Annotated in this window: 11 protein-coding genes, 1 pseudogene and 1 riboswitch; all 12 genes and pseudogenes read right to left on the bottom strand. The window is 47.2% G+C overall.

All coding sequences use genetic code 11. The features are described 5' to 3' along the window. Nucleotides 1-293 precede the first annotated feature (293 nt). A pseudogene (gene tnpA / locus BTR1S_RS17260) lies at nucleotides 294-783 on the bottom strand (IS200/IS605 family transposase). A 183-nt stretch (nucleotides 784-966) separates the two neighbouring features. Then, nucleotides 967-2,199: an aspartate kinase gene (locus tag BTR1S_RS17265; RefSeq protein ID WP_029419138.1), complete on the bottom strand. Its 1,233-nt coding sequence runs from the start codon at nucleotides 2,197-2,199 to the stop codon at nucleotides 967-969. 148 nt (nucleotides 2,200-2,347) lie between these two features. Beyond that, nucleotides 2,348-2,527: riboswitch (Lysine riboswitch) on the bottom strand. Nucleotides 2,528-2,591: 64 nt separating this feature from the next. Further along, complete coding sequence (uvrC, locus tag BTR1S_RS17270; RefSeq protein WP_029419139.1) at nucleotides 2,592-4,364, bottom strand: excinuclease ABC subunit UvrC; 1,773 nt, start codon at nucleotides 4,362-4,364, stop codon at nucleotides 2,592-2,594. Between the two features lie 155 nt (nucleotides 4,365-4,519). Further along, complete coding sequence (gene trxA / locus BTR1S_RS17275; RefSeq protein ID WP_006637910.1) at nucleotides 4,520-4,834, bottom strand: thioredoxin; 315 nt, start codon at nucleotides 4,832-4,834, stop codon at nucleotides 4,520-4,522. Between the two features lie 211 nt (nucleotides 4,835-5,045). Then, nucleotides 5,046-6,023 carry an electron transfer flavoprotein subunit alpha/FixB family protein gene (locus BTR1S_RS17280; protein ID WP_029419140.1) on the bottom strand — a complete coding sequence of 326 codons (978 nt, stop codon included), beginning with the start codon at nucleotides 6,021-6,023 and terminating at the stop codon, nucleotides 5,046-5,048. A 53-nt stretch (nucleotides 6,024-6,076) separates the two neighbouring features. After that, nucleotides 6,077-6,850, bottom strand: a complete 774-nt coding sequence (locus BTR1S_RS17285) for an electron transfer flavoprotein subunit beta/FixA family protein (RefSeq protein ID WP_006637912.1) — start codon at nucleotides 6,848-6,850, stop codon at nucleotides 6,077-6,079. A gap of 31 nt (nucleotides 6,851-6,881) precedes the next feature. Further along, complete coding sequence (locus BTR1S_RS17290; RefSeq protein ID WP_006637913.1) at nucleotides 6,882-7,658, bottom strand: enoyl-CoA hydratase; 777 nt, start codon at nucleotides 7,656-7,658, stop codon at nucleotides 6,882-6,884. A 2-nt stretch (nucleotides 7,659-7,660) separates the two neighbouring features. After that, a complete protein-coding gene (gene fadR, locus BTR1S_RS17295; protein WP_029419141.1) occupies nucleotides 7,661-8,260 on the bottom strand; it encodes a fatty acid metabolism transcriptional regulator FadR in 600 nt (199 codons plus the stop codon). A gap of 136 nt (nucleotides 8,261-8,396) precedes the next feature. Beyond that, nucleotides 8,397-10,076 carry an AMP-binding protein gene (locus tag BTR1S_RS17300; RefSeq protein WP_029419142.1) on the bottom strand — a complete coding sequence of 560 codons (1,680 nt, stop codon included), beginning with the start codon at nucleotides 10,074-10,076 and terminating at the stop codon, nucleotides 8,397-8,399. A gap of 205 nt (nucleotides 10,077-10,281) precedes the next feature. Then, nucleotides 10,282-10,686, bottom strand: a complete 405-nt coding sequence (locus BTR1S_RS17305; RefSeq protein ID WP_006637916.1) for a DUF350 domain-containing protein — start codon at nucleotides 10,684-10,686, stop codon at nucleotides 10,282-10,284. Between the two features lie 17 nt (nucleotides 10,687-10,703). After that, a complete protein-coding gene (locus BTR1S_RS17310) occupies nucleotides 10,704-13,061 on the bottom strand; it encodes an endonuclease MutS2 (protein ID WP_029419143.1) in 2,358 nt (785 codons plus the stop codon). Between the two features lie 16 nt (nucleotides 13,062-13,077). Further along, a complete protein-coding gene (gene polX / locus BTR1S_RS17315) occupies nucleotides 13,078-14,793 on the bottom strand; it encodes a DNA polymerase/3'-5' exonuclease PolX (RefSeq protein WP_006637918.1) in 1,716 nt (571 codons plus the stop codon). Nucleotides 14,794-14,808 lie beyond the last annotated feature (15 nt).

The following is a 14,808-nucleotide window of genomic DNA, read 5'->3' on the forward strand; positions in this document are numbered from 1 at the left end:
ATACTTTTTGATTAAGTTCCATATTTTTTCACCCCCTTTATATGGTAACTATATCATACTGTTTATCTTTTGAAAATACTGTTAAGGAAATTTTAAGGTTTTTATCTCCCTTTTTCATACTATTTTTCCAGAGGTAATAGATGAGTTTTTCAAATTTCTAATAAATACTTGATCCAATTTAAGAAATAAATAATCATCACCCGTGATAACAGGGGGTTTTCTCTACGGTTGAAAGCCTTCGTTACTGACCAAACCCTAAAAGGCTTCTGAATGGTTCGCTCTGTGTACTACTTTTACTGGCCAGACCTCAAAGGCCCTCTTCCTATTTTCTTTTTCTTAACCTCTTCGCCTGTAAATGGGATTAATGTATTCCATCATCGTTAATTGTTTCCGTAACGATATCATTTTGTATCTGACTTCATATATATTCTTCTATTACCTTTTTGTTGCTTCCGACTTTTTCTACATAATATCCTGTACACCAAAATTTACTGTTCCCATAACTGTATTTCAAGTTTGAAGACGGGCAAATATTATCAAGCTGCTTTTTCCTTTTAAATATCCTACAAATGAAGACACAATTAATTTGGGTGGAATACTTACCAACATATGTACATGATCTTTATACATTGTCACTTCAATAATCTTCACACCTTTTCTTTCACATAATGTACATAGTATTTCTCCGATGTCTTTTTTAATTTTTCCATAAATAACTTGTCTTCGGTACTTTGCGCAATTACAAGTGATAGCTTTCAATCCAAGTGTGTGTCTCCTAACTATTAGTGTCTTTTGACAAAAACTCCTCCATTTGCTGATATTTTAGTTGGCGAGCCAAAGCACCCAGGGAGAGTTTTTCTTAATACCACACTGAAAGCTTTTTGGAACACTAAACCTTGCCTAGAGTTTTTCTTTTTCATAAAGAGAAAGACTGGAGATTTCTCTCCAGTCTTTCGGAATTGGGTATTAATTCGCGGAAACGCTTATTTTCGACAGTTCAAAAGCATCATGCAGCGCTTCAACAGCTTTCACCATATCGCCTTCGCTGACGACAGTCGAAACTTTGATTTCGGATGTGCTGACCATTTTGACCTGGATGTTTTTTTCCGCCAGCACAGCGAACATTTCCGCTGCTACCCCCGGGTTGGAGATCATGCCTGAACCGACGATCGACACTTTGGCAAGCCTGTTTTCCGTTTCAATCTGTTCATAGTCGAGCGCGTCTTTGTATTCTTCGAGAACTTCGACCGTCCGTTTTAAGTCTTCCGTTTTCACGGAGAAAGAAATCGACGTTTTGCTTGTGCTTGTCACCGATTGAATGATGATGTCAACGTTGATGTTCTGTTTGGCGAGCGTTGTAAAAATCGTTGACAGCGTCGTCAAGCCGCTCGCCAGGCCGCATACGGTCACGCGTGTGATCTGATCTTCAAATGCAATGCCTCTTACGATTAAATTCTGTTCCATAGATGATTCCTCCTCGATTAATGTGCCGGCTTCTTTTTCGGTGCTTGAACGGACTTCCAAAGGCACCTGATAGTTTTTCGCAAATTCAACAGCTCTCGGATGCAGGACGCCTGCTCCAAGATTGGCAAGCTCAAGCATTTCATCGTAGGAGATTCCGGCCAGCTTCCGCGCTGTTTTCACATAGCGGGGATCGGTTGTGAAAACCCCCGGTACATCGGTGTAAATGTCGCATTTATCGGCTTTCAGGGCAGCTGCGAGGGCAACGGCTGTCGTATCTGATCCGCCTCTGCCGAGCGTTGTGATTTCACCTTCCGCTGTGATGCCCTGGAATCCGGCGACAACGGCGATTTTTCCTTCATTCAGGCGCTCTTTCAGCTTGGCTGTATCAATGTTCGTAATCCTTGCGTTGCCGTGAATATTTTCGGTTTCGATGCCGGCCTGCCAACCTGTATAGGAAACCGCATCATACCCCTTGTTCTGCAAAGCCATTGTCAACAGTGAAATCGTCACCTGTTCTCCTGTTGTCAGCAGCATATCCATTTCCCTGCTGCTCGGCTGTCCGGTGATTTCCTTAGCAAGCGCGACGAGGGAGTCCGTCGATTTGCCCATCGCCGAAACGACGACGACAACATCATGACCGCGCTGTTTTTCCTCGATGACGCGGTTTGCGACATTCAATATTTTTTCCACTGACCCTACGGAAGTTCCGCCAAATTTTTGAACGATGAGACCCATCAAAAACCACCCTTTTTGTTTTCGTTCGTGCTTGTTTATGTATGAAGAGGAAAGCTTGACCGGCGGGCTGTACAGTTTTTTCGTACAAAAAAAGCAATGAGAGAATTCCCTCATTGCTTTAACCAACAAAAATGCCGATGATCTTAAACAACGAGATAGCCCTCCAAGAAATGATTTCTTGACAGCCTTACATTTATTCAATGTAAAGCCAGCAGGAAAAACGAATGGATTTTTCCCCGCTTCGGCGACGCTCCCCTTTCGGCTTTCTTCATCGGAATCCATCTTCCTCATCAAGCCTACTCTTGAAGTTCGCACCTCTATCTTCACCATATCACACGATCTTATTATGAAATTAGTACAAATTCTATCAGATTCTTTTTAAAAGTTCAACATTATTTTTTCAAAGCCTCTTCAATCAGCTGCGCCGTTTTCAGAGGTATGCCGAGCTTGCGGATATCTTCGGCGCTCGCTTCCTTCATTTTCTTAACGGAACCGAAATGTTTTAACAGCAGTTTTTTCCGCTGTTCGCCGACGCCCGGTATGCCGTCGAGCACCGATTGAAATGCGCTTTTTCCCCTGAGCTGCCTGTGGAAGCTGATCGCAAACCTGTGCACTTCGTCCTGAATGCGCTGAAGCAGGTAAAATTCCTGGCTGTTCCGCTCAAGCTGGACGATCTCAAGGGGATCACCGATCAAAAGGTTGGATGTTCTGTGTTTATCGTCTTTCACCAGACCGGCAACTGGGACATCGAGACCCAGTTCATTTTCCAGAACGTCAAGGGCAGCAGACACCTGCCCCTTTCCGCCGTCGATCAAAATTAAATCAGGCAGCGGCAGATTTTCTTTCAGCACCCTTGTATATCTTCTTCTGATGACTTCGCGCATTGATCCGTAGTCGTCAGGACCTTCAACCGTCTTGATCTTATATTTGCGGTACTCTTTTTTATGCGGTTTTCCGTCGAGAAATACAACCATGGCCGAAACAGGGTCCGTTCCTTGAATATTTGAATTATCAAACGCTTCAATTCTGTAAGGCGTGTAGATGCCCAGCGCTTTGCCGAGCTTTTCAATCGCGCCGATCGTCCGCTCTTCGTCCCGTTCAATGAGCGAAAACTTCTCTTTCAAAGCGAGCTTTGCATTTTTATGGGCAAGGAGCAGCAGATCTTTCTTCGCTCCTCTTTTCGGCTGGCGCACGTTCACGTCCAAAAGCTCCTCAATCATGTCCTTATCGACGCTGTCAGGCACCAAAATTTCCTTCGGAAGAAAATGGTTGTTTTTTGAGTAAAATTGCCCGATGAACGTCAAAAACTCCTCATCTGCTTCCCTGTATAGAGGAAACATGCTGACATCCCTTTCAATCAATTTACCTTGCCTGATGAAGAAGACCTGGACGCACATCCAGCCCTTGTCATACGAATAGGCAAATACATCGCGGTCAACCATGTCATTCAGCATCATTTTCTGTTTTTCCATCGTTGACTCGATATGGGCAATTTGATCGCGGAATTCTTTCGCCCGTTCAAACTGCAGGTTTTCCGAGGCTTCAAGCATTTTTGCTTCAAGTTCTTTCTTGACTTCATTGTAGCCGCCCTTTAAAAAGCGGGTAATTTCTTCTGTGAGCTGTCTGTTTGTCTCCTCAGACACATCATATACGCATGGCGCCAGACATTGTCCGAGATGATAGTACAAACAGACGCGGTCCGGCAGTTTGGCGCACTTTCTGAGCGGATAGAGGCGGTCCAGCAGCTTTTTTGTTTCCCTCGCAGCCTGGACATTGGGGTACGGCCCGAAATAGCGGCCTTTGTCTTTTTTGACCTTCCTTGTGACAATCAGCTTCGGATGCCGCTCGTTCGTGATTTTAATAAACGGGTAGCTTTTATCATCTTTCAGCATCACATTATATTTCGGATCGTACTTTTTGATTAAATTCATTTCAAGAATGAGCGCTTCGATGTTCGAGGATGTGACAATGTATTCGAAGTCTTCAATTTCACTGACAAGACGCTGTGTTTTGGCATCATGGGACCCGCTGAAATAGGAGCGGACCCTGTTTTTTAAGATTTTCGCTTTCCCGACGTAGATGACGGTATCCTGCCTGTCTTTCATTAAGTAGCAGCCAGGCTGATCCGGGAGAAGGGCCAGCTTTTCTTTGATTTTTTTGTTCATCAAAAATCCTTCCTTGTTTCGGCGTTTTTCATACTTTCAGTTTATCATGACCGACCACATGTTCTCCACAATTGGAGGCCTCACCTGGGAGAAAATCGGCATATCCATATGAAAAAAGCGATCCCTCTGGAATCGCCTTTTTCTCCGTTTATATCTTACAAATGTTTGTTGACAAGCTCTTCAAGCGCTTCTTTTGGCTTAAAGCCGACGGATGTTTCAACAACTTCGCCGTCCTTGAATATGAGAAGAGTCGGGATGCTCATCACACCGTATTTGCCGGCTGTTTCCTGGTTTTCGTCAACATCGATTTTTACGATTTTCAGTTTGTCGCCCATTTCCTGATCCAGCTCTTCAAGTACAGGAGCGATCATTTTGCATGGTCCGCACCAAGGAGCCCAAAAATCGGCGAGAACGACGCCTTCACTTGTTTCAGATGAAAATGTTTGATCAGTTGCTTTTACGATAGCCATTCTTTCATTCCTCCAATTGTGAAATTATGCTTTTTAGTATAGCATCTCCCTTTGGTTCACGCTAACATAATGCTTGAGTATACGTTTCCCTATCCGCAGAGTTTTAGACATACTGATTTTCAGCTGCTGGCAAAAATGCGGGATACCCCATTTTATTTCCGGCTGATGGTGAATGTGCCTAACAAAAAACCGGCCTTGCCGGCCGGTTTTTTCAAGTGCTGACGCTCAGCTTTTTAAATTCTTCAGTCAAAAGAGGGACGATTTCAAACAAATCTCCGACAATGCCGTAGTCTGCAATCTTGAAAATATCAGCTTCAGGATCTTTGTTGATGGCGACGATGATTTTGCTGTTTGACATCCCGGCGAGATGCTGAATCGCTCCCGAGATCCCGCAGGCGATATAAAGATCCGGTGTCACGACTTTCCCGGTTTGGCCGATTTGCAGGGAATAATCGCAGTAATCTGCATCACACGCCCCCCTTGAAGCCCCGACTGCACCCCCGAGCACATCCGCCAGTTCCTGCAGCGGCTTGAAGCCGTCAGCGCTTTTCACCCCGCGTCCGCCGGCGACGATGATTTTCGCTTCGGATAAATCGACGCCTTCGGATGTTTTTTTCACCACGTCTTTAATGATCGTTCTGATGTCTGTTATATTGACCGGCATGCTTTCGACCGCGCCCGTCCGGCTTTCGTCCTGAGCGAGCGGTGCAATGTTGTTCGGCCTGATCGTCGCGAAAATCGTTTCGTCTTCAGAAATGATCTTTTCAAACGCTTTCCCTGAATAGATCGGCCTCGTAAAGACGACATTCCCCCCAGCCACGCTGACGTCGATGGCATCTGAGATCAGCCCCGTCCCTAAGCGGGCCGCAAGCTTCGGAGTAAAGTCTTTTCCCATTGATGTATGTCCGGCGATGATGGCATCAGGGTTTTCTTTTTCGAGGATCGGCAAAAATGCTTGCGCATAGCCGTCCGATGTGGAATGCTTGAGCATCTGATCCTCGGCCGTCAGCACCTTATCAGCGCCGTGCTGAATCAGTTCGGACGCATATTGTGAAACGCTTTCACCGATCAGAACCCCGATCACCTCTCCTCCTTCGGCAATCGTTTTCCCCGCGGCGATCGCTTCAAAGGTGACATTTCTTAATGAGCCGTCCCGGCATTCTCCCAATACGATAACTTTTTTGCTCATACCCATTTCCCCCTGTATTTTGATGACCGTGTTTTGGCTTTCCCTTTTTCGCCTCAAATCACTTTGGCTTCGCTTCTCAGCAGCGACACAAGGTCTGCCGCCTGCTGCTCCGGTTCTCCCGCAAGGATTTTGCCGGCTTCTTTTTGCGGAGGCAGAAAGCGTTCGATCGTCTTTGTTTTCGCGGCAACATCTTCTTCGTCAATATCGAGGTCGTCAAGCTCAAGTTCATCAAGAGGCTTTTTCTTCGCTTTCATAATCCCCGGAAGCGAAGGATAGCGCGGTTCATTTAAGCCCTGCTGGGCGGTTGCGACAAGCGGAAGTGACGTTTGAACCACTTCAAGATCCCCCTCTGCATCGCGTTCCGCTTCAACATCGCTGCCGTTTACCGTCAGCTTTGTGATCGTTGTGACGCACGGAATGCCAAGCAGCTCGGCCAACCGCGGCGCAACCTGGCCCGATCCGCCGTCAATCGCCACATTTCCGCCGAGAATGATGTCGTATTCCCTATCTTTCAAATAATGATAAAGGATGACTGATGCTGTATATTGGTCGGCGTCTTCCAGGTCGTCTTCAATATTGATCAAAACGGCTTTGTCGCACCCCATCGCAAGGGCTGTTCTAAGCTCTTTTTCAGCTTCCTCTTCACCGACGGTGACGACCGTAATCTCGCCGCCGTGCTTCTCCTTTAATTGGAGCGCTTCTTCAATCGCGTATTCGTCGTACGGGTTGATGATGAACTCCGCTCCGTCCTGACTGATTTCCCCTTGTTCAATCTGAATTTTTTCTTCCGTGTCAAACGTGCGCTTCATTAAGACGTAAATGTTCATATTCACTTTATCCCCCTTGTTTTTCCGTTTGTTACTCCCCTTTGAAATGCGGCTTGCGCTTCTCCAGAAAGGCTTGAATCCCTTCTTTTGCGTCTTCTGAACGGAACGCTTCGCCAAAGTGCTTTCCTTCAAGCTTCAGGCTTCCTTCATAGGAATAAACCTTGCTTGAATAGAGAAGCTCGATCACATAAGCAAGCGTCTGCGGGCTTTTTTCGGCAAATTTCCCGGCCAGCTCTTTCGCTTTCTGAAGGACTTCTGCCTCGTCTTTCGCCAAAATGGTGACGAGTCCGTAGGCAAACGCTTCTTTTCCGGAAATCGGCTCAGATGTTCCGATCATTTCAAGCGCCTTGGCCGTGCCAACATACTTCGGAAGCCGCTGTGTCCCCGCAAATCCCGGAATAATTCCCAGGTTCAATTCCGGAAGGCCGAGCTTTGCATCCTCTGTGGCAATCCGGATGTGGCAGGCCATCGCCAGCTCAAGACCGCCGCCGAGAGCAGCCCCGTGAATGGCGGCGATGATCGGCTTTGGAAACGACTCCACCTTTTCAAACATCTGCTGTCCTTTATCGGCAAGAGCCGAATAATCAGATCCGTCCATCAATGAAGTAAATTCTTTAATATCGGCACCCGCCGAGAAAAATCTTCCTTCTCCGTGTATGATGATGCTTCTTATATTCCGGTCCTCGGCAAGCTGGTCAAGACTTGCTGAAAGGTCGTCGAGCACTTTTGTAGAAAGCGCATTTGCCGGCGGATGCTGAATCGTTATGACGGCAACATGGCCGCCTTTTGTCAATGATAATGTACCCATGATTATTTCTCCTCCTTGTTCCCATGGCTGAAACCGTGGATCAGCAATTCGTGAATGCTGTCTGCCAGCTGCGGCAGATCATATTTTTGGTCGTTCATCACCCAGGTTGTCACGGTCTCATCGACGGTTCCGAAAATCATCTGTTTCGCCAGCCGTACATCGAGCGTGCTTTTGAATTCCCCCGCCTCGATTCCTTCGGTGATGATGTCCTCTAAAATCGTTAAATAGCCCTTCAGGATTTCGTTGATTTTCAGGCGGAGCTCCCGATGCGACTGTCTTAATTCAAGCTGGGTCACAATCGCCAGATGCCTGTCTCCGCTGAGCAGCTCAAAGTGCTTTCTGATGAACAACGCGAGCTTCTCAGTGGCCGAGTGCTTTGTTTTCATTTCCTCGTTCATTTGTTCAATAAATTGGCCCATTTTTACTTTGAACAGCGAAATAAGAATATCCTCTTTATTCTTAAAATAAAGATAGATGGTTCCGTCCGCCACGCCGGCCTGCTTGGCAATCTTTGAAACCTGTGCCTGATGGTATCCGTTTTCTGCAATCACAATAACAGCTGCGTCGATAATCTGCATATACTTCGGTCTCTTTTGTTTCAATTGGCTTCGTTCCTTTCCGCTTAATGAATGAGTATTCATTCATAAGTTAATCGTAAATAAATAAATGCGCTTTGTCAAGCGATATAAAGAACTTCGTCCTCATCCGCCGCCAACTGCAGGCGGCAGACGTCGGATCTCATATGTTCGCTTTTTCCCCGTGGACAAGCGCTCTTCTTAAAATCTTCCCCACCGCCGTTTTTGGAAGCTCATCCCTGAACTCGTATACTTTCGGCACTTTGTATGAAGCCAGACGCGATCTGGCATATTCGTCCAATTCTTTTTCTGTAATTGTAACATGATCCTTTAAAACGACAAAGGCCTTAACAGTTTCTCCTCTGTATTCGTCGGGAATTCCCGCTACGACAGCCTCCTGCACAGCTTCATGTTCATAGAGCACCTCTTCGATTTCACGGGGATAAATATTGTACCCGCCGGCGATGATCAGATCTTTCTTCCGGTCGACGATATAAAAGAAGCCGTCCTTATCCATGTAGCCGATATCTCCTGTAAAAAGCCAGCCATCCCGGAGAACGGCTGCGGTTTCTTCATCATTGTTCCAGTAGCCCTTCATGACCTGCGGACCTTTCACAATGATTTCTCCATGCTCATAAGGTCCGAGAAAACCGCCGGTTTCTTCAGAATAGATGGCGGCGTCTGTTCCCGGCCACGGACAGCCGATGCTTCCCGCTTTATTTTGATCCCAAATAAAATTGGCATGTGTGACCGGTGACGCCTCAGACAGTCCGTATCCTTCGACCAGCTTTCCGCCGGTGACCTTTTCGAACTGCTGCTTGACTTCGACAGGCAGTGCGGCCGATCCGCTTAGACAGCTTTTGATGGATGAGAGGTCATAGCGGTGCACATCAGGGTGGTTCAGCAGACCGATATAGATGGTGGGCGCACCCGGAAAAATGGTCGGTTTTTCTTTATCGATCGTTTTCAGAGCCATGCCCGCGTCAAACCTCGGCAGCAGGATCATTTCATACCCCTGCCTGATCGTAAAATTTAATACGGACGTCATCCCGTATACATGAAAAAACGGGACGATTCCAAGCACTTTTTCATTTCCTTTTTTCAAACGGTAAAACCATGCCGCACACATTTCCATATTGGCCAAAATATTCCGATGGGAAAGCATGACGCCTTTCGGTGTGCCTGTCGTGCCTCCGGTATATTGCAGCACCGCTATATCATGAGCGGGGTCAGCGGCGATTTCCGGCGGTTGAGCCGGGACGGGCCGCTTCATGATCGTCCGGAATAGATGTGTCGTTTCATTTTCCGTTATTTCAATGGAAAACTGCTGCTGTTTTTTTTGGACAATCGGATAGAGCAGATTTTTAGGAAAAGGAAGGTATTCTTTTATGCTCGTAACAATGATATGCCTTACATTTGTTAACGCTTTCATTTTAAAAGCCGCCGGGTATAGCATATCAAGGGTGATGATGATTTCGGCTCCGCTGTCTTTCAGCAAATGTTCAAGCTCCCTTTCCGTGTAGAGAGGATTTGTCTGCACGACGATTCCTCCGGAGAAAAGAACGCCGTAATACGCAATGACAGCCTGAGGGCAGTTCGGCAGCATAATCGAAACCCTGTCTCCTTTTTTCATGCCGAGAGACAATAAATAATCTGCCATTTTTAAAGCTTCTTCATATACTTGCCGATATGTTCGTTTCTTTCCGAGAAAATAAATCGCTGGTTTTTCAGAAAACTGTTGGGCGGATTGTTGCAGGATGGATTGCAGTGTTTTGTCTTCAAAGTGAAGATCATGAGGAATTTGCTCGGGATAATGACGCAGCCACGGCTTTTCTGTCGGCATAAGACCCCCCCTTAACAAAATAGTCTCGATTTCAGTATATCAAAACAATATTCAGAAAGTAATAATTTTTTATGTAAAGAAAGAAGACGCCCCTTCAGGCGCCTCCTTTCTTAAGTGTAAAACACAATATAAATAAGTCCGATGATCACAAATATTCCGGCAGCACAGAACAGGATTTTCGCTAATTTCTCCATGGTTGTCCCCTTTAGATTCCGGAGGCCACGACGAATGACAGGCCGACGGAGATCACAAATGAAATGAAGCCGACGGCGCGGTTGTCGTTTTCAATTTCCTTGTCGATTTTGAACCGCGGCGTCAGAAATTCAAAAATGAAATAGCCGATCAACAGCAGTGCGAAACCGAATAGTCCCCAGCCCATCATTTGCAGCAGTGAATTATGCTGGCTGATCGATTTTTGGAGCACGTTGGCGATGCCTAAAATTTTTCCGCCTGTGGCCATTGCCACCGCCACATTTCCTTTTTGAATTTCCTCCCAGTTTTTGTACGAGGTGACGAGCTCAAAAATGCTCAAGAATATCACCAGACAAAGAATAGAAACGCTGTAATAGGCGGCGATCTCCACAAGGTCGTTTTCCCAAAACTCTTTCATGTTTCCAGACTCCCTTTTTATTTTAGTTCGACAATCGTAACTCCTGATCCTCCCTCTCCCGCTTCGCCGAACCGGGAGTTTTTCACATTGCGGTGGGATTTCAAGAGATCTTGAACACCCTTCCTAAGAGCGCCGGTTCCTTTTCCGTGAATGATCGATACCCGTGGATATCCTGCAAGCACCGCGTCATCCAAATACTTTTCAACCCGGTGAAGCGCGTTTTCATAGCGCTCTCCCCTGAGGTCGAGTTCCAGTGAGACGTGATAATCCTTGCCTTTGACTTTGGCGATCGATTGTTGTTTTTCGGGTTCTGGCGCTGATTTCAAGAATTCAAGATCCTTTTCTTTCACTTTCATCTTCAAGATGCCGATTTGCACATTCCATTCATTTGCGTCCGTTTTTTCAAGCAGCGTTCCTTTTTGGCCAAAGGTCAGGACCTTTACTTCATCACCCGGTTTTAGTGCGCGCTTGTCCGTTTTTTTCTGAACGGGCTTTTTTGTTTTTTCAAACGAAGGCACCGCTTCTTCAAGACGTTTCTTAGCGTCAATCAATTCGTGGTCTTTAAACGCTTTATGATCTTCTTTTATCATTCTCAGCGACTGGATGATTTCATCTGCTTCTTTCACGGCTTCCCTGACTTTTTCGGCCGCTTTTTGTTCGGCTTCTTCATAGAGCCTGTCTTTTTTCTCCTGCCACTCGCTGATTTGCCTTTTCAGGTCGCGGTGAAGGGTTTCGGCTTCCGCCCGGATCGCTTCTGTTTCGGCAAGCTCTGTTTCCGCGCGTTTCTTGCTGTCTTCCAGCGACGCGATCATCGTGTCGACTTCATTGTGTTCGGCCGTCATTTCAGCTTTCGCGCGGCCGATCAAATGATCAGGCAAACCGAGGCGCTTTGAAATTTCAAACGCATTGCTTCGCCCCGGCACCCCGATTAACAGCTTATACGTCGGAGATAAGGTTTCGATGTCAAATTCGACGCTCGCATTGATGACATTGTCGCGGTTGTAGCCGTAGGCTTTCAGCTCCGGATAATGGGTCGTCGCAATGACGCGGGCGCCGGTCTGGTACACTTCGTCAAGGATGCTGATGGCAAGGGCCGCTCCTTCCTGGGGATCAGTACCGGCCCCGAGCTCATCAAACAGCACAAGGCTGTTTTCCGTCATGTCCTTTAAAATATCGACGATATTCACCATGTGTGACGAGAACGTACTCAAGCTTTGTTCAATCGACTGTTCATCCCCGATATCTGCAAAAACCTGGTCAAATACAGCGGTTTCCGAACCTTCCCCGGCCGGAACGTGAAGTCCGGACTGCGCCATCAGGGTCAGCAGGCCGAGTGTTTTCAGCGTAACCGTTTTTCCGCCCGTATTCGGACCGGTGATGACAATCGTGGTATATTCCCCACCGAGCTCAATATCATTCGGAACGACCTGATCGGCGGGCAAAAGCGGATGGCGGGCTTGAATGAGGCGGACATAGCCGTCCGCATTGACGATCGGCTTAACCGCCTTTGTCGCCTTCGCGTATTTCGCTTTTGCGAATATAAAGTCAAGGGTCTGCAGGACCTTGACATTGTGAAAAAGCTCATCTGTATGCTCTGCCGTCTTGTCTGTCAGCATGCGCAAAATCCGTTCGATTTCCTGCTTTTCATTTACTTTTGCCTGGCGAAGCGAATTGTTCATATCCACAATCACCTGAGGCTCGATAAACAGCGTCGCCCCCGAAGATGACTGATCATGCACAATTCCCCCGTAGCTTGACCTGTATTCCTGTTTAACAGGAATGACGAAACGGTCGTTTCGAATCGTAATGATCGTGTCTGAAAGCATTTTCTGCGCGGAAGAGGAGCGCAGCATCGCTTCCAGCCTGTCCCTGATTCTTGATTCAAGCGTCCTCAGCTGCGTCCTGATCCCCCTTAAGCTCTCTGATGCATGGTCAAGCACTTCTCCATGGTCATCGATGCATGAGTTAATGTCTTTTTCCAAGTCTGACAGCGGAATCAGCTTTTCCGCATATTGATGGAGAAACGGGATCTCAACGCCGTCTTCAAACAGGCCCTCAAGAAAATGCTTCATCTGTTTGGCAGCATATAACAGGCCCGATATTTCCGTAAACTCAGCCGGGCTTAACAGACTGCCGATTTCGGCACGTTTTAACGCTTTTCTGATGTCTGACAGGCCGCCAAAAGGGGCGCTGCCTTTTAGGCGCAGGACAGTCCCCGCCTCATCGACTTCTTCCTGCAGCTTTTTGACCTCCTCCAATGAACGGGAAGGCTTAAGGTCAAAGAGCATCTCCTTCCCTAATGAAGATGCCGCATGCTCTGCAAGCTGCTCTTTTACTTTATGAAATTCAAGTGCTGATAGCGCTTTTTGCTGCAAAATCAATTAAACCTCCTTAAGATCGGCGGCGAGACAAAAATGCACGGACTTCGTCAAGAGAACGGGCATTCAATACGTTCGCTTTTCCGGTCCATCCTTTTCTCGCTGCCGTCACGCCCGTTTTCATATCTTCAAGCATCGCGGTGCTGTGGGCGTCCGTATTAATGACAAGCGTGACCCCGGCGGCATTTGCTTTGAGCAGATGCTCCATTCTGAGATCGAGCCGAGCAGGATTGGCATTCAGCTCCAACGCTGTATTCGTTTTTTTCGCCAGCTCGATCAGCCGGTCGATATCCACTTCATACCCAGACCTTCTGCCGATGAGCCGGCCGGTTGGGTGGGCGATAATATCAACGTGCTGATTGTTGAGCGCGTTTTCGAGCCGCTTCATAATGACGTGCTCGGGCTGTGAAAAGCTTGAATGGATAGATGCAATGACAAGATCCATTTCCGCCAGCAGCTCATCGTCATAGTCGAGAGAGCCGTCAGGCAGTATATCCATCTCAACGCCTTTAAATATGTGAAAATCGGTAAATTCCTTGTTCAATTCATCAATTTCTTTCGCCTGCATACGAAGCCTTTCCGGCGTTAAGCCGCCTGCGACTTTTAAATATTGCGAGTGATCGGTGATCGCCATATACTGATACCCTTTTGCCATGCAGGCCTCAGCCATTTCCCTGATCGAAAACGCACCGTCGCTCCATGTCGAGTGCATATGGAGATCTCCTTTAATATCTTGCTCGGAAATCAGCCCGATATCGTCGCTGTACTGTTCGACTTCTTTCCCCGTTTCCCTCAGCTCGGGCGGGATAAAAGGAAGGCCAAAATGGGCGAAAAACTCCTTCTCGCTTGAGAAGGTTTGGATGTCCCCTGTTTCGATCGTCTCGACTCCGTACTCGCTGATTCTTTCGCCTCTTTCTTTCGCAAGCTGGCGCATCTTTATATTGTGATCTTTTGACCCGGTAAAATGATGCAGCGTCGTCGGAAACTGCTCTTCGGTCACAAGCCTGAAATCGGCGCTGATTTCGTATTCAAACGCAAATGTCAGCGATACTTTCGTATCTCCGCTGGCAATGACCTCTTTTATATTTGAAAGCTTCAGAAGCCCTTCGCGGACAAGAGCAGGGTCTGTGACAGCCATAATATAGTCAAGATCTTTCACTGTTTCTTTGGCACGTCTGAGGCTTCCCGCGCGTGAAAACTTGATAAGGCCCGGCAGCCCCGCAAGCTGTTCTTCAATGACATCGGCGACGGCAAGAGCCACAGCGATCGGATACCGTTCAGGACGCTTTCCGGCTTCCCCCAGAGCCTGGAGGATTTTTTCTTCCGTTTTTTTGCCGAATCCGGCGAGCCCCTGAACCTTTTGCTGTTCACACGCTTCTTTTAACGATTCCGCGTCCGTAACACCCAATTCCTGATACAGTTTGGCTATTTTTTTGCCGCCGAGCCCCGGCAGCTTCAGAAGCGGAACAAGCCCTTCCGGAACCTCCTCTTTTAAACGCTCCAGCGTGCTGGATGCACCATGGTCCATATATTCCTTAATGACGGCGTACGTCCCTTTGCCGATTCCGGAAAGAGACATCATATCGTCGATTTCGGAGAGGCTGCGGTCATCTTGTTCAAGTGCCGCGGCGGCTTTTCTGAAAGCGGATATTTTAAACGGGTTGTCCCCTTTTAGTTCCATATAAATCGCAATCGTTTCAAGCAATCTGATAATATCTTTTTTATGCAACTTTTTCACCTCTTG

It is taken from the genome of Bacillus sonorensis NBRC 101234 = KCTC 13918 (genome assembly GCF_001592005.1).
Taxonomy (GTDB): domain Bacteria; phylum Bacillota; class Bacilli; order Bacillales; family Bacillaceae; genus Bacillus; species Bacillus sonorensis.